Source organism: Claveliimonas bilis, from assembly GCF_020892095.1.
GTDB lineage: Bacteria > Bacillota > Clostridia > Lachnospirales > Lachnospiraceae > Claveliimonas > Claveliimonas bilis.
This window is the reverse complement of sequence record NZ_AP024845.1, coordinates 694,434-708,781: the sequence shown is the minus strand read 5'-3', so window position 1 is coordinate 708,781 and position 14,348 is coordinate 694,434. Positions and strand designations below refer to the sequence as shown.

General features: G+C 46.3%; 15 protein-coding genes. 13 read left to right on the top strand and 2 right to left on the bottom strand.

Annotation, left to right across the window (positions count from 1 at the left end):
• Positions 1–14: 14 nt before the first annotated feature.
• The 13 genes from EUBC25_RS03515 to EUBC25_RS03455 all read left to right on the top strand — a co-directional run bounded on the left by EUBC25_RS03515 (position 15) and on the right by EUBC25_RS03455 (position 13,124).
• Positions 15–881, top strand: coding sequence for a carbohydrate ABC transporter permease (locus EUBC25_RS03515; protein WP_230106839.1), 867 nt, complete (start codon positions 15–17; stop codon positions 879–881).
• Complete coding sequence (locus tag EUBC25_RS03510) at positions 881–1,726, top strand: carbohydrate ABC transporter permease (RefSeq protein WP_230106838.1); 846 nt, start codon at positions 881–883, stop codon at positions 1,724–1,726. Before EUBC25_RS03515 ends, EUBC25_RS03510 begins: the two co-directional genes overlap by 1 nt.
• A gap of 99 nt (positions 1,727–1,825) precedes the next feature.
• A complete protein-coding gene (locus EUBC25_RS03505; protein WP_230106837.1) occupies positions 1,826–4,006 on the top strand; it encodes an alpha-galactosidase in 2,181 nt (726 codons plus the stop codon).
• Positions 4,007–4,029: 23 nt separating this feature from the next.
• The gene (locus EUBC25_RS03500; RefSeq protein ID WP_230106836.1) at positions 4,030–5,862 is read left to right on the top strand and encodes an alpha-amylase family protein; all 1,833 of its coding nucleotides are present in this window, start codon (positions 4,030–4,032) and stop codon (positions 5,860–5,862) included.
• Positions 5,863–6,017: 155 nt separating this feature from the next.
• Positions 6,018–7,421, top strand: coding sequence for a hypothetical protein (locus EUBC25_RS03495; protein WP_230106835.1), 1,404 nt, complete (start codon positions 6,018–6,020; stop codon positions 7,419–7,421).
• Positions 7,422–7,490: 69 nt separating this feature from the next.
• Positions 7,491–8,234: a lantibiotic protection ABC transporter ATP-binding subunit gene (locus EUBC25_RS03490; RefSeq protein WP_230106834.1), complete on the top strand. Its 744-nt coding sequence runs from the start codon at positions 7,491–7,493 to the stop codon at positions 8,232–8,234.
• Positions 8,234–9,010: a lantibiotic immunity ABC transporter MutE/EpiE family permease subunit gene (locus EUBC25_RS03485; protein WP_230106833.1), complete on the top strand. Its 777-nt coding sequence runs from the start codon at positions 8,234–8,236 to the stop codon at positions 9,008–9,010. The genes EUBC25_RS03490 and EUBC25_RS03485 overlap by 1 nt, the downstream gene beginning before the upstream one ends.
• A 2-nt stretch (positions 9,011–9,012) precedes the next feature.
• Positions 9,013–9,771, top strand: a complete 759-nt coding sequence (locus EUBC25_RS03480) for a lantibiotic immunity ABC transporter MutG family permease subunit (RefSeq protein WP_230107540.1) — start codon at positions 9,013–9,015, stop codon at positions 9,769–9,771.
• The gene (locus EUBC25_RS03475) at positions 9,768–10,433 is read left to right on the top strand and encodes a response regulator transcription factor (protein WP_230106832.1); all 666 of its coding nucleotides are present in this window, start codon (positions 9,768–9,770) and stop codon (positions 10,431–10,433) included. Before EUBC25_RS03480 ends, EUBC25_RS03475 begins: the two co-directional genes overlap by 4 nt.
• Positions 10,421–11,830, top strand: a complete 1,410-nt coding sequence (locus tag EUBC25_RS03470; protein ID WP_230106831.1) for a HAMP domain-containing sensor histidine kinase — start codon at positions 10,421–10,423, stop codon at positions 11,828–11,830. The genes EUBC25_RS03475 and EUBC25_RS03470 overlap by 13 nt, the downstream gene beginning before the upstream one ends.
• A gap of 92 nt (positions 11,831–11,922) precedes the next feature.
• Positions 11,923–12,243 (top strand): rhodanese-like domain-containing protein, encoded by a 321-nt coding sequence (locus EUBC25_RS03465; protein ID WP_230106830.1) that lies wholly within the window; start codon positions 11,923–11,925, stop codon positions 12,241–12,243.
• 162 nt (positions 12,244–12,405) lie between these two features.
• Entirely contained in the window at positions 12,406–12,717 is a 312-nt protein-coding gene (gene trxA, locus EUBC25_RS03460) for a thioredoxin (protein WP_230106829.1), read from the top strand.
• A 125-nt stretch (positions 12,718–12,842) separates the two neighbouring features.
• Entirely contained in the window at positions 12,843–13,124 is a 282-nt protein-coding gene (locus EUBC25_RS03455) for a hypothetical protein (protein WP_230106828.1), read from the top strand.
• A gap of 87 nt (positions 13,125–13,211) precedes the next feature.
• On the opposite strand, the gene EUBC25_RS03450 is transcribed toward EUBC25_RS03455, so the two are convergent.
• Complete coding sequence (locus EUBC25_RS03450) at positions 13,212–13,889, bottom strand: LrgB family protein (protein ID WP_230106827.1); 678 nt, start codon at positions 13,887–13,889, stop codon at positions 13,212–13,214.
• Positions 13,886–14,248: a CidA/LrgA family protein gene (locus EUBC25_RS03445; protein ID WP_230106826.1), complete on the bottom strand. Its 363-nt coding sequence runs from the start codon at positions 14,246–14,248 to the stop codon at positions 13,886–13,888. Before EUBC25_RS03445 ends, EUBC25_RS03450 begins: the two co-directional genes overlap by 4 nt.
• Positions 14,249–14,348 lie beyond the last annotated feature (100 nt).

Genomic DNA, 14,348 nt, shown 5'->3' with positions numbered 1-14,348 from the left:
GGAGTGGGGATAGAATGAAAAATGAAAGAAAACGTACCTTCCTGTTAATAACGATACCGATCCTGGCATTGTTTGTCTGCTTCAATACGATACCTTTGATTCGGGGTGTTATTTACAGTTTTACCAACTTTAAAGGCTTTGGAACTTATGATTGGGTCGGCCTTAGGAATTACATGGATCTGTTCACAGATCCCCGCGCGGGAGGATCCTATCTGTTTACATTCAAGCTGGCGATCTGCGCAACAATCGTAACGAATGTGATCAGCCTGATCCTTGCCCTGGGACTGAACAGTAAGATCCGCGCCAAAGGATTTTTCCGTGCGGCATATTTCCTGCCCAATGTACTTGGCGCACTGGTAGTAGGTTATGTGTTCCAGTATCTGTTCACATACATTCTTCCGGCAGTGGGAGAAATGATAGGAAGCGAAGCGTTGAGCTCCAGTATGCTTTCTAATGAAAATACTGCATGGATCGCGATTATGATCGTATGCTGCTGGCAGAATATTGCCATGAATACGATCATCTATATTTCCGGTCTTCAGACCGTTCCGGAGGATGTGTATGAAGCAGGCTCTCTGGACGGAGCAACAGGATGGAAAAAATTCAGACATCTGACTTTCCCTCTGATCATTCCCTTCTTTACCATCAATATGGTTTTGTGTGTAAAGAACTTCCTCATGGTATTTGATCAGGTTATGGCTATGACACAGGGAGGACCTGCACAGAGTACGGAATCCATTTCTTTCCTGATCTACAACAATGGTATGAAGGGCGGAAGCTTCGGTTATCAGAGCGCTAACGCTGTTATCTTCTTCATTGTGATCGTAGCAATTTCTGCAGCACAGATGAGCATCTCCAGCAGGAAGGAGGAGCAGTTATAATGAGTAAAAAAATAGATAAAGTAAAAACAAACTGGCCGGTTATGGTCCTTTTGATCATGGGGCTTAGCACAATTGCTTTTCCGTTGTATATGGCGATTGTGATCGCGTTTAAACAGCCGTCAGAGATGACAAACAGCATTTCCGGAATCCTGTCTCTTCCTTCTGAATGGAGTCTTTCCAATTTTGCCCAGGCTATGGAAGTTACAGATTTCTGGAGATCGCTTGGAAACAGTGTTCTGATCACAGTAGTGACAGTGGTGCTTTCCATTGTACTCCACTCCATGCTGGGATATGCCATCGGACGGAACCGCGGACACAGCAAATTCTATAAATTTGTATATCTGTTTATTGTAAGCGGTATGTTTGTTCCTTTTGCAATCCTGATGATGCCCCTGGCAAAACAGACGGCGGAGCTGGGACTTGCAAACTGGGCTGGCGTTATCATTTTGTATGTGGTATTCTATATGCCGATGAATGTGCTGTTGTATTCCGGTTACCTTGTCAATATCCCGATCGCACTTGAAGAGGCGGCAAGAGTGGACGGCGCAAATACATGGCGGACTTACTGGAAGGTTATCTTCCCGATCATGAAGCCTATGCATGCGACAGTTGCCATCATCACAGCGCTGGCCGTATGGAATGACGTTATGACACCTCTTGTTATTATGTCAGGTACAGGGCAGAATACGCTGCCGCTGGCACAGCTTAATTTCCAGACACAGTTCGGTACAAACTACAACCTGGCGTTTGCTTCGTACCTTCTGGCATTGATACCGATCCTTATTTTCTACATTATCTGCCAGAAACAGATTATAAACGGTGTAGTCAATGGAGCTGTAAAATAGAATTTGATATGAAAATGAAAACCCCGCCTTAGCCTTTAAGGCGGGGCTGATTGAGTTTTAACGGCCGAAATTTATGAAACTTAAAAGGAGAACGACTAAATGGCAATTATTTTTCAGGAAGAGAAAAAAATATTTACACTTCACACAAAACAGACAACTTATCAGTTTAAGGTGGACTGCTATGGATTTTTGATCCATCTGTATTACGGAAAGAAAATACAGGGAGAGATGGATTATCTTTTGACTTTTGCAGACCGCGGATTTTCCGGTAATCCCTACGATACCGGACTTGACAGGACTTATTCTATGGATGCGCTGCCCCAGGAGTACCCGTGTATGGGAAACGGTGATTACAGAAGCAGTGCTCTGGTAGTCCAGAATGAGAACGGGGCATACAGCTGCGATCTTCGATATAAGGAACACAAAATTGTGGATGGGAAATATGCTCTTCCCGGACTGCCGGCAGTCTATGCAAAAGAAAAGGAGGCGCAGACCCTGGAAATTTACCTGGAGGATCCTGTGACTAAGGTGCAGGCAGTGCTGCTTTACGGCGTCCTTCCGGAAGACGATATTATTACAAGGAGCGTCCGGATCGAAAATGCCGGATCACAGAAAATATATGTCAGAAAGGCGGCTTCTGCAGTTTTGGATTTCCTCTATGGAAATTATGATATGATCAGCTTCTATGGAAGACATGCCATGGAACGGAATTTTCAGAGAGTTCCGGTAGCTCACGGATCCCAGATGATCGGAAGCCGACGTGGAACATCCAGTCATCAGTACAATCCGGCAGTGATCTTTGCAGAGGAAAATGCCACAGAAGAATCCGGAAGCTGTTATGGAATGGTGTTTGTGTACAGTGGGGGATTTCAGGCAGAGGCTGAGAAAGATCAGTTTAACCAGACAAGAGCTGTCATGGGAATGGAGAGCGGAAGCTTCTGCTATCCCCTGGAAGAAGGGGAAACTCTTGTTGTCCCGGAGACAGTGCTCACTTATTCTGCAAAAGGACTGGAAAAACTTTCCCACAATTATCACAGATGCTTCCGGCGTCACCTGTGCCGGGGAAAATATCGGGATGAGGTAAGACCGGTACTCATTAACAGCTGGGAAGCGGCATATTTCGATTTTACAGGAGAAACAATCCTTAAGCTTGCTGATGAGGCTGCTAAGCTTGGGATAGAAATGGTCGTGCTGGATGATGGCTGGTTCGGAAAGAGAGATGACGATAACAGCGGGCTGGGCGACTGGTATGTGAACGAGGAGAAACTTGGATGTTCTCTGGGAGAGCTGGCCCGGAAAGTAAACGAAAAGGGACTGAAGTTCGGCCTCTGGATCGAACCGGAGATGATATCGGAAGACAGTGATCTTTACCGCAGTCATCCGGACTGGGTATTTCAGATCCCGGGACGTTCCCCGGTACGTGCGAGAAACCAGCTGGTACTGGATTTTTCCAGAAAAGAAGTCCGTGATGAAGTTTTTGAACAGATCAGCAAAGTGCTGGATCATGCAAATGTAGAGTATATTAAGTGGGATATGAACCGGAGCATTTCAGATGTTTACTCTATAGCCGCCAGGGAACAGGGGATGGTTCTTTACAATTATGTGTTGGGCGTGTATGAATTTCTGGAAAAACTGATGAACCGGTATCCGGACATCCTTATTGAAGGATGCAGCGGCGGCGGCGGAAGATTTGATGCAGGAATGCTGTATTATACGCCGCAGATCTGGTGCAGTGACAATACAGACGCTGTTGACCGGACAGAAATACAGTACGGAACTTCTTTTATTTATCCTGTTTCTGCTGTGGGATCCCATGTGTCGGCGTGTCCGAACCACCAGACAGGAAGAACGGTATCTCTTCATACCAGAGGCGTAACTGCTATGGCGGGAACCTTCGGCTATGAGCTGGATCCCGGCACATTGACAGAAGCAGAAAAAGAAGAAGTAAAAGAGCAGGTTAGAACCTATCATGCATATGGAAAGCTGATACAGACAGGGGATTACTACCGGCTTTCCAATCCGGCGAAGGATGAAACAGCAGCCTGGGCGTTTGTGTCGGAAGATAAGAGAGAAGCCCTTCTAAATGCGGTCATGCTGAAGGTGCATGGAAATATGACTGTAAATTATATCAGAATGAGAGGGCTGGATCCGGAGGCGTTTTATAGAGAGGAAAAAACTGGAAAATGCTACAGCGGAGGTGCGCTTATGGAGGCCGGATATCCTCTTCCTGTGGAAAGCGGAGAGTATCTGGCATATCAGATTCATTTTATCCAGGAGTAATGCGCAAGGAAGGAGGAAATAGCATGGTAAAAGAGTCGGATTTTGAAAAAAGGCTGAAGAAACATCACGATGAACTGAAATGGCTGTATATGGAGCTGTACGGAAATGACGACATGTTTTTTGAACTGTGCAGCCGCATGCAGCAGTTTTATGAGGAAAGAAGCAATGCCCTGAAAACAAGAGACAGGGAAAAAGAGACAGATCCTGAATGGTTCAGGAAAAAAGAAATGCTGGGGATGATGCTCTATATCGATAACTTTGCAGGGACCATCCGCGGTGTGGAAAAGAAGCTGGATTATATTCAGGACTGCAATGTAAACTGTATTCATCTGATGCCGTTTTTAGATGTAACAAAAGGAAAATCTGACGGAGGTTATGCGGTAAAGGACTTCCGTAAGGTAAGAGAGGATCTTGGAACCATGGAAGATCTGGAGACTTTGACAAAGAAGTGCCACGAAAAGGGTATGAATGTCTGCATGGACTTTGTCATGAACCATACTTCCGAAGATCATGAGTGGGCGGTAAAGGCAAGAAAAGGTGAAGGTGAATATATGAGCCGCTACTTTTTCTTCGACAATCCGGTCATTCCCGAGAGGTACGAACAGACAGTGCCCCAGGTCTTTCCCACCACAGCCCCCGGGAACTTTACTTATCTGCCGGAGCTGGATCATTATGTGATGACAACTTTTTATCCTTACCAGTGGGATCTGAATTACGGAAATCCAAGGGTATTCAATGAGATGATGTACAACTTCCTTTATTTTGCTAATATCGGAATGGACATTATCCGTATTGATGCCGTTCCATATATATGGAAGGAAATGGGAACGCCATGCCGGAATCTGAAACAGGTGCATACCATTGTACGCATGATGCGTATGATAGGAGAGATTGTATGTCCGGCGACCATTCTTCTGGGTGAGGTGGTCATGGAGCCGGAAAAGGTGGCGCCTTATTTTGGTACGGTAGAAAAACCGGAGTGCCATATGCTCTACAACGTAACAACTATGGCGACAATCTGGCATTCTCTGGCAGCGCAGGATACCTCTCTTTTGAAGAAACAGCTGGATACGGTGTGTGCGCTTCCCGGAGAGTATACTTTCCTTAATTATCTTCGCTGTCATGATGATATCGGATGGGGCCTTGACTTTGATTTCCTGAAAGGACAGGGGATGGAAGAAATTCCCCATAAGAGATATCTCAATGATTATTATACAGGTAAGTTTCCGGGCAGCGTCAGCAGGGGAGAACTTTACAATGACGATCCGGTGACCCAGGATGCCAGGTTCTGCGGTACGACTGCTTCCATGTGCGGTATTGAGAGCGCCGGATTTGAACAGGATGAAGAGAAAATGGAGGCAGCCATCCGGCTTGATATTATGCTTCATGCATATATGCTGATGCAGTCGGGGATCCCTATGCTTTACAGCGGAGATGAGATCGGGCAGGTAAACGACTATACTTACAAGGAAGATCCGGATAAATGTGCAGATTCCCGCTATATCCACAGAGGAGTTTTCCGCTGGGATTTTGCGAAGAAGCGGAAAAATAAAGGAACTGTGGAGGGACAGATTTTCCAGTCCCTGGGCTACCTGGAAAAACTGAGGAAGCAGGAAAAGGTATTCGATGCAGATGCAAAAGTTTATACCTATGAGACCTGGCAGCAGGGAATCATCTGTGTGGTGAGGGAAAAGGCCGGGACAAAAATGATCGGCGTATTTAACTTTGCAAAAGAGCCAAGAACAGTGTCCGTCTATCCGGAAGAAAGCGGAAAGGATATGATCAGCGGCAGCGCAGTGGAGATGGATCAGATCCTCGTAGGAGGGCATGATTTCCGCTGGGTGAAGCTGGGATAACAGTGGCGTTTTTTGCAAGCCAGGGTTCCGCAGGTCAAACAGAATAAAAGTATTGCAGAAAAGTATTGTTTGTATTAGTGTATATATAAATATAGACAATACTTTTTTGCGTAGAAATTGTCTGTAATAATTCTGGTGGAAGAGAGGGAAGAAAAATGGAAGTAGCTTTGTTTTTTATTTTTCTGATCACAAATCTTTTTGTTGTATTGATCTGCCAGTATTCCTATGGGAAGCGGGACCGGTATGAGGATGGAATGCTCATGGGTGTCCACATTCCGGCATATGCGCTGGAGCAGGAAGAAGTCAGGAAGCTTTGCACCAAAAGTAAGAGAGAATGGAAGATTTTTAACAGGGGGAATCTGATCGTCAGTATTTTGATCAATTTCCTGTGTTTCTTTGATATCACTGTTTTTCTGGTGGTCTATGTAATATGGATGGCAGAGTATATGTGCGGGCTTTGGTGTCTTGTCATCTTTCCCCACAGAAAAATGTATCAGATGAAGATGGAACATCAGTGGATCGACGAAAGGAGCAAAAAGGTTGTGCCCATGGATACGGAAGTGTCCGATTTTGCGGATAAAAGGCCATGGAGCCTTAAGTGGCATTTCCCGATTTTGTTTCTGCTTGTACTGTCAGGATTTTGGTACAGCGAAATCTGGGGAGGCGGACCGGAATTTTTCGGAGACCGGATTTTGTTTTTCTCCACCCTTGGAATCTCTGGCCTGTTTCTGCTGTTTCATATCGGTATCCAGAGAAGGAAGGATGATGTCTGCAGCGGCAATACGGACATCAACCTGGCGGCAAACAGACTTTTTGGGCGCTCCTGGACCATCGGACTTGTGACGGCATCCTGGATCAACGGATCGGCATGGCTGTTTCTGGCTTTTGAGAGTAGGGGAAAAGACTGGGTGGATCCGGGCGTTTATACTGCCTATGGATTTTTGACAGCAGCTGCGGCGGCCGGACTTCTCGTTCCGGTTATGTGGGGAATCCAAAAACGAAAAAGGATCCTTTCGGCAGTGACGGAGCCCTACAGTGTGGATGATGACGAATACTGGAGGAAAGGCTGGTACAATAATCCCCAAGATCCCCATCTGCTTATCCAGGATCGTCTGAACAGCATGAACATGTCCCTTAATTACGGCCGGCCGGCAGCCCGGATCATTATGGGAGTAACTGGTGTGCTTACTGCGGCGCTTGTTATCTGGGTGATTGTCATTATCCTCCGATTTGAAAATGTTGACATACATTTTGAGCAGACGGGAGATACTTTTCTGGTAGAGGCTGCAGGATATGAGTGTGAATTTACAAAGGAAGAGATTGTGGAAGTCACATTGCTTGACAGGATGCCGGAGGACAAGTTCATCCGGACAAACGGCGGCAGTACGGAAGATTATGATATCGGTCACTTTAAGGGGAAGGAGACAGGAAAATGCATGCTGTTTCTTGACAAAGAGAGCGGCCCTGTTTTGGAGATCCAGTTAAAAGATGAGAAAATTTTTGTTGCCGGAAATGAGGAGGAAGATACAAAAAGCTGGTATGAGATGCTGTCCTTATAAAATCCTTATACTTATGGCTTACACTGTAAAAGAAAACAAAACAGTGTTTAGCGATAAGGAGGATTTTATATGGAAACGGTTATTTTAGAAACGAAATCGTTGACAAAGACATATTTGAGAGGACAGGAAAAGGCGCTTGACCGTGTTTCGATCCAGATTCCCCAGGGGTGTGTCTATGGGCTTCTGGGACCAAACGGTGCCGGGAAGTCTACTTTGTTAAAGGTTATTTCCGGCATGATAAGACCGGATTCGGGAGAAGTTAGATTTTGTCAGAAGAAGTGGACGAGGGGAAGCATAAAAGAGATCGGAGCGCTGATTGAGACGCCGCCAGTTTATCCCAATCTGACGGCCAGAGAGAATCTGAGTGTAAGAGCTGCTGCTTTTGGTATATCCGAAGAGCGCATAGAAGAAGCTCTGGAGATCGCGGAAATTCAAAATACAGGAAGAAAGAAAGCAGGGCAGTTTTCCCTGGGAATGAAGCAAAGGCTTGGAATCGCGGCAGCGCTTTTGAATCATCCGAAGCTTTTGATCCTGGATGAACCCACAAACGGTCTGGACCCCATCGGCATACAAAAGCTTCGGGAAATGCTCCGGGGATTTACAAAGAAGGGGATCACGGTGCTGGTGTCCAGCCATATTCTGGATGAAGTAAACAAGACGGCAGACTATATTGGGATCCTGTCAGAAGGGATGCTGAAATATCAGGGCGGCATGCCGGGAAAAGACCAGCTGGAAAAGCTGTTTATGAAAGTGGCGGCAGGCGGCCAGGGGATGGAAACAGGCAGCCAGCTGATGGAAGGAGGCGAGGCATAATGGAACAGGTCTTCCTTCTGTATCGTGCGGAAAAACTAAAATACCGCCACAGTCTGTCCGGGAAGCTCTGGATCTTGTTTCCCTGTCTGACGCTTCTGATGGCTTATGGGCTGGCGGCCAACTATGGAACGGTCGACAGTTATAACTGGTGGTATATCGGGATTTTGCCTGGATTTCTGACGCTTTACTGCTGTATGTCCCAGGAGAAAGAGAAGAAGATCAGGAACCAGGCGGTGCTTTTAACAGCAGAAGATTTAAAGAAGGCGTGGGACGCCAAGACCCTTAATGCTGTAAAGTATGTGGCCGCCGCCAATGTGCTGCTGGTATCCTGTTCATTTTTGCTGGGAAATATTGTGATGCCTCTTTTGCAGCAGGAACAGGTTATCTATGTGTCGGCGGGGCAGAATGTCCTTGCGGCTTTAGTGATGATTCTTGCCAGCCTGTGGCAGATCCCCCTCTGCCTTTGGATGGATCGGAAGATAGGAATGCTTCCAACGCTGGCAGTCAATATGGCGCTGAACACATCAGGATGCCTCACGGCTGTCACCGGCCTTTGGATGCTGAATCCATGGGGGATTCTTCCAAGGATCATGTGTCCGGTTATCGGAATCCTGCCAAACGGTCTTACGGCACATCCGGGAAATACAGGCTATATTCCGGGGATTACGGATCCGGCCAGCCTGTTTATTGGAAGTTTCATCTGCCTTGCGCTTTTTGTTATCCTGTGGGCTGCAACAAGAGTCTGGTATGACAGAAAGGGGGCGGAAGCGCTGTGAGAATGTTTGCGGGCCTTTTAAAGGCAGAATGGAAGAAACTTGCCCATACGCCGGTTTTCTGGATTCATGTGATTCTGCCGGTTTTAGGGGCGGCGGTTTTTCTGCTCTATGATTTTTTTGCCGGATGGAATGCAAGAAGTGAGGTCCAGATGTATCTGGAAGTGCTCTCCGGAGTCTTTCCTTTCCTTGCCGGGATCATATGCGGGCAGGCGGCGGAAATGGAGCTGCAGAGCGGATATCAGAACTTTCTGTGTCTGCCCTGCCCAAGGCCGGTGGGACTTTTGGCAAAATGGACAGTCCTGATGGCAGGCGCCCTTTTTTCTTCCCTGGTGGCAGTGCTTGGATTTGGCCTGGTATACCGCCTCTTTCCGGAGGGGGATGTCTGTTCCCTTTCAAGTTACCTGGCAGTTGCCCTTGTCATGTGGGCGGGACAGGGGATCGTCTATCTTCTGCATCTGTTTCTTGGATTTCAGTTTGGAAACGCGGCCTCTGTCAGTGTCGGTGTTGTAGGAACGATCGCTGCTTTCCTTATGATGACAGGACTCGGCCAAGGGCGCTGGATGTTCTTTCCCCACGCATGGAGTGAAAAATGGTGTGATTTTATGCTGGCATTGACTTTTGCAGGGGATACAGGAGCCATTTCTATTCTGAAAAGCAGTCCATGGCAGCATTTGCTTTTGATCTGTACGATTATTTTTGTTGGCCTTGGAACGGCCATTCTTCTGTGGGTTACATTTTTTGAAGGGAGAAAAAAGGAATGACAGTAAAGGTTTTGGCTATTGACGATGAGGAGGGGATCTTAAAGGTGATCCGGCGCGCGCTGGAGCGGGAAGGATATGAGGTGGATACTCTTTCTGATCCGTTAAAGGCAGACTTAAGCAGCCCGGGGAATTACGACCTTATTCTCCTGGATGTCATGATGCCGGGGATGGATGGTTTTGAACTTCTAAGAAAGATCCGGGAGAAGGCGGACTGTCCGATCCTCTTTCTCACTGCCCGGACAGGGGAGGAGGACGTTATGACGGGACTTGGTCTGGGAGCGGACGATTACATCCGCAAACCCTTTGGGATCGGAGAGTTAAGAGCAAGAGTAGAGGCGCATATCCGAAGGGAAAACAGACAGAAGCATCACGCAGTGGCGATCGGAGAGACAAAGTTTTATCTCAAAGAAAAGAGGCTGCTTTGCAAAGAGCAGGAGATTTTTCTTACAAAAAGCGAATATGAAATCTGTGAATATCTGGCCCTTCACAAGGGACAGGTATTTTCAAGAGAAAGGATTTATGAGTATGTCTTTGGATTTGACGGGGAGGCGGACAGCTCCGCCATCACAGAGCATGTGAAAAATATCAGGGCAAAATTTCGGATGACAGGCCTGGAACCGATAGAAACAGTATGGGGGATCGGATACAGATGGAAAGGATAAAAAGAAAGAAAAAAAGATTGTATGCTATGTTTATTTCCTTTTTGTTCCGCTTTGGGATCCTTGCGATCGGACTGGCAGGACTTACAGCGGTCGTCTATATGGTTACGGTCCGTGCAGGGGTGGTACGCCTGCCAAGCTATGAGCTGGATAAAATTACAAGAGCAGAAGGGGAGATCAGGTCAGGGGGCCAAGTGGAAGAAAAGCTTTTGCCTGACACATGCAGATATGGCGTTTTTGAAAAAGACGGGACCTATGTTTATGGAAATCTCTCTAAGGAGGAGCAGGAAGGACTGTGGAAAAGTCAGATGCAGTCATCCCCGGCTCTGATCTATGGTTCCTATTGGAAGGTGATCGAGAAAGAAAACGGGCTGACTGCCCTTGTGGAGTATCAGGTGATAGCCAAATTCTCTAATCCGTTCCTTCGTTCCGTCTTTCCAAATGCAGAACTTTTATTTGTCGGCGCCTATTTCCTTATGTTTTTTGGGACGGCAGTGGCGCTGGCGAAAAGGCAGGGAAAATATCTTCAGAAAAGGCTGAATGTATTGAAAGAAACAGCGGAGCGGGTAGAGAGAGAAGATCTGGATTTTGAGCGGGAATACTCGGATATTCAGGAAGTCGATCATGTACTTGGGGCCCTTTATCAGATGAAGGAGGCGCTTCAGAAGTCTTTGAAGGAACAGTGGGATATCAAGAGACAGAAGGAGGATCAGATTGCTTCCCTTGCCCATGATATCAAAACGCCCCTTACGATTATCCGGGGAAATACAGAGCTTTTGCTGGAAGAAGAAACAGAGGAAGAAAAAAGAGAGTGGGATCAGGAAATTCTGGACAATGTCAGGGAGATTGAAAGATATTTGCAGATTCTGCAAAGAACGATCCGACAATTTGACGGTGAGCCAAACAGAGGATCCAAAGACGGACAGGAAGAGAAGAAGGAAGAGCAGAAAAACTTCCCGGCTTCTTTCTGGATACAGGAGATCTGCGAGAGGGCACAGGCCCTGGGAAGAACGAAAAAACTGCAGATCTGCTGCAGGGCTGCGGATACAGATAAGATGATATATGGGAGAAAAGAAGAGTGCAGCCGGGCACTCTGGAATATTGTATCTAACGGAGTGGATTTTTCTCCTCGAGGAGGGGAACTGCTCATTGAGATAAAGGAGAGCGGAGAATTTCTTGCAGTCACTGTGACTGACGACGGACCGGGATTTACAAAAGAAGGCCTTGCTCATGCTACGGAACAGTTTTATCAGGCCGATAAGAGCAGAACCCGGAAAGATCATTACGGCATGGGACTTTACATTGCTTCCGAAATTATGAAAGAATACAAAGGATTCCTCCAATTGGAAAACGAAGAGGGAAGAGGAGGAAAGGTCAGCCTCTATTTCCGGTGTGTATAGGAGACATTTGGCACTGGATTTGTGACAAAGTCACGGAAAAGACCTGCAAAACAGGATATACTATCCACAGAAAAGAAAGAGGAGGATACAAGATGAAACTGTTTACAAAAGCACCGGAGAAATCTATACAGGAATATATAAAAGAAGCAAAAGAAAAGGAGGGGAGCATTTTTCTGGATGTACGTACGCCGGAAGAGTACGAGGAAGGGCATCTGGAAAACAGTTTGAATCTTCCGCTGCATGAACTGAAAAAGATTGATGCGCTCATTCCGGATAAAGACGCGCATGTGTACATTTACTGCTTAAGCGGCGCCCGCAGCAAAAGGTCTGCAGCTCTCATGGGACACATGGGATATACTCATGTAACAGATATGGGAGGGATCATGGGAACCGACGTGCAGCTGGTTCATTGATTCGCAGGACTCCATGCCGGGAAAATAAAATATCTGTAAAAAATGTGACCCGGTTACAGAAAAAAAGTTCAGATGGTGTATAATAAAGAAAAAAATAAAATTAAGATATAAAATCTGTTTCCGCAATTTAAGCGGAGCATACAGCAGAAAGGAAGGATAGATATGGCAGCATTACATTTCACAAAGGACAATTTTGAACAGGAAGTTTTAAAATCCGACGTACCGGTACTGGTGGATTTCTGGGCAACCTGGTGCGGACCGTGCCAGATGGTACTTCCCATCATCGAGGAGCTGGCAGATGAACTTCAGGGAGTAAAGATCGGAAAAGTCAATGTAGATGAAGAGATGGAACTGGCAAAACAGTACCGTGTTATGTCCATTCCCACACTGATCGTCTTTAAAAACGGAGAAAAGGCGGAGATGTCAGTGGGAGCCAAGTCAAAAGAAGAGATCAAGGCTATGCTTGGTGTATAAACAAAGCGGAAAAATGCAGCCGGGGATTTTGTAAGGAATCCCCGGTTTTTTCGATGGAAAGGAAAGACCGTTCCTTACCTAAAGAGGCAGAAAAAGGATTTATGGTGACAGAAGGAGGAGAGTTTATGACAGACATTGCAGGAATGTTAGATGAATTGCAAAGACGTGCACATAAAGAGCCGCAGCTGAAAAGAAAGCTTCTCGCCACGAGAAAGGAGAAGGATCCGGTTTCCGCATTTTGCAGAACATGCAGGGAACTGGGGTATGAGATTTACGAGATGGAGCTGATCTGTGCAGGGGAAGAGTTCTATGCTTCCATGAAGAGAAGCACCAACGGCGGCGGAGAAAATTCTCCCATGCTGGAGGGGGAGGATGATTTTTATGAATTGTTTTTTGCAGGACTGTAACCCGCGGAGCGTTTTACTTAATAGGGAAAGAAAATTTCTATTAAATAAAAAAGAGTTCCGCTTGCGGAACTCCTGACCCAGGTAAATTTAGAGGAACAAAGAAAAAAGCACGGTCATTATACCGCATACGCCGATAGCAAGACCGCTCATAGCCCCTTCCGTTTCTCCGATTTCAATTGCCTTGGAGGTTCCCACCGCATGACTGCAGGCTCCGATGCTGACTCCGGCAGTCATAGCGTCTGTGACATGAAAGAACCGGATAAAGAAGGGAGCAAGAATACTTCCAAGAGTTCCGGTGATAATAACAGCTACGACAGTGACGGGGATCACGCCGGAAAACTGCTGGGAAATACTGACAGCAATAGGGGTTGTCACAGACTTTGGAATAAGGGCGTAGGTAATCTTATCATCCAGACCCCACAGGCGGCACATCAGATAGATACTTCCCATGGAGGCAAAGGAGCCGCAGGCGCATCCGATGACAATAGGAAGCCAGTTTTCTTTTAAAAGCTGTATTTTTGTATAGATAGAGACAGCCAGACATGCTGTGGCAGGAGCCAGAAACATGTTGATAATCTGACCTCCGGCGTCATATGCCTCATAGGGAATATCGAAAAGCAGAAGGATGCAGATGATCAGCACCATGGATATGATCAGAGGACTGCAGATGGGATTCCCTGTCTTTTTCTGCAGTTTTTCACCGATCCAGAATGTAAGGATGCTGATGGAAATACCGAAAAAGGGTGATGAAAGCACATCGTTCATTTTTGTTTCCTCCTGTTTAAAAGTTTTAATGCCAGCTTCATGCTGTAGGCCGTTGCGGCAAAGGTGATGAAAGTGGATATTACGCTGATAACGATCAGCGGGATCAGGTTTTGAGCGAGAATATCCAGATAGTTGATCATACTGACTCCGGCGGGGATAAAGAAAAATGCCATATTAGACAAAAGAAAATCCGATTTTTCCTGGATATGGTGTATTTTCAGTACGCCGGTAATCAGACAGAGAAGAAGAAGGATCATTCCAATGACACTTGCCGGAAAGGAAAATGGCAGCAGTGCTTCGATTACTGTGCTGATCCAGCAAATGGCAAAGATAATACCGATTTGTTTTATAATTTTCATAAATACAGCCTCTCTTTCAGCGTCAGCGCAGATGTTTTTTACGCTGCCGCAGTATTGCTTTTCAATTATACGGGATAAAAATTCAGATGACAAGACGAAG

Bases quoted from the DNA above. Each gene is read 5' to 3' on its own strand.
- EUBC25_RS03490 (WP_230106834.1), top strand. From the start codon at position 7,491: ATGGAAACGGTTATTTTAGAAACGAAATCGTTGACAAAGACATATTTG.
- EUBC25_RS03465 (WP_230106830.1), top strand. From the start codon at position 11,923: ATGAAACTGTTTACAAAAGCACCGGAGAAATCTATACAGGAATATATA.
- EUBC25_RS03445 (WP_230106826.1), bottom strand. From the start codon at position 14,248: ATGAAAATTATAAAACAAATCGGTATTATCTTTGCCATTTGCTGGATC.
- EUBC25_RS03470 (WP_230106831.1), top strand. From the start codon at position 10,421: ATGGAAAGGATAAAAAGAAAGAAAAAAAGATTGTATGCTATGTTTATT.
- EUBC25_RS03510 (WP_230106838.1), top strand. From the start codon at position 881: ATGAGTAAAAAAATAGATAAAGTAAAAACAAACTGGCCGGTTATGGTC.
- EUBC25_RS03505 (WP_230106837.1), top strand. From the start codon at position 1,826: ATGGCAATTATTTTTCAGGAAGAGAAAAAAATATTTACACTTCACACA.
- EUBC25_RS03450 (WP_230106827.1), bottom strand. From the start codon at position 13,889: ATGAACGATGTGCTTTCATCACCCTTTTTCGGTATTTCCATCAGCATC.
- trxA (WP_230106829.1), top strand. From the start codon at position 12,406: ATGGCAGCATTACATTTCACAAAGGACAATTTTGAACAGGAAGTTTTA.
- EUBC25_RS03495 (WP_230106835.1), top strand. From the start codon at position 6,018: ATGGAAGTAGCTTTGTTTTTTATTTTTCTGATCACAAATCTTTTTGTT.
- EUBC25_RS03485 (WP_230106833.1), top strand. From the start codon at position 8,234: ATGGAACAGGTCTTCCTTCTGTATCGTGCGGAAAAACTAAAATACCGC.
- EUBC25_RS03475 (WP_230106832.1), top strand. From the start codon at position 9,768: ATGACAGTAAAGGTTTTGGCTATTGACGATGAGGAGGGGATCTTAAAG.
- EUBC25_RS03455 (WP_230106828.1), top strand. From the start codon at position 12,843: ATGACAGACATTGCAGGAATGTTAGATGAATTGCAAAGACGTGCACAT.
- EUBC25_RS03500 (WP_230106836.1), top strand. From the start codon at position 4,030: ATGGTAAAAGAGTCGGATTTTGAAAAAAGGCTGAAGAAACATCACGAT.
- EUBC25_RS03480 (WP_230107540.1), top strand. From the start codon at position 9,013: ATGTTTGCGGGCCTTTTAAAGGCAGAATGGAAGAAACTTGCCCATACG.
- EUBC25_RS03515 (WP_230106839.1), top strand. From the start codon at position 15: ATGAAAAATGAAAGAAAACGTACCTTCCTGTTAATAACGATACCGATC.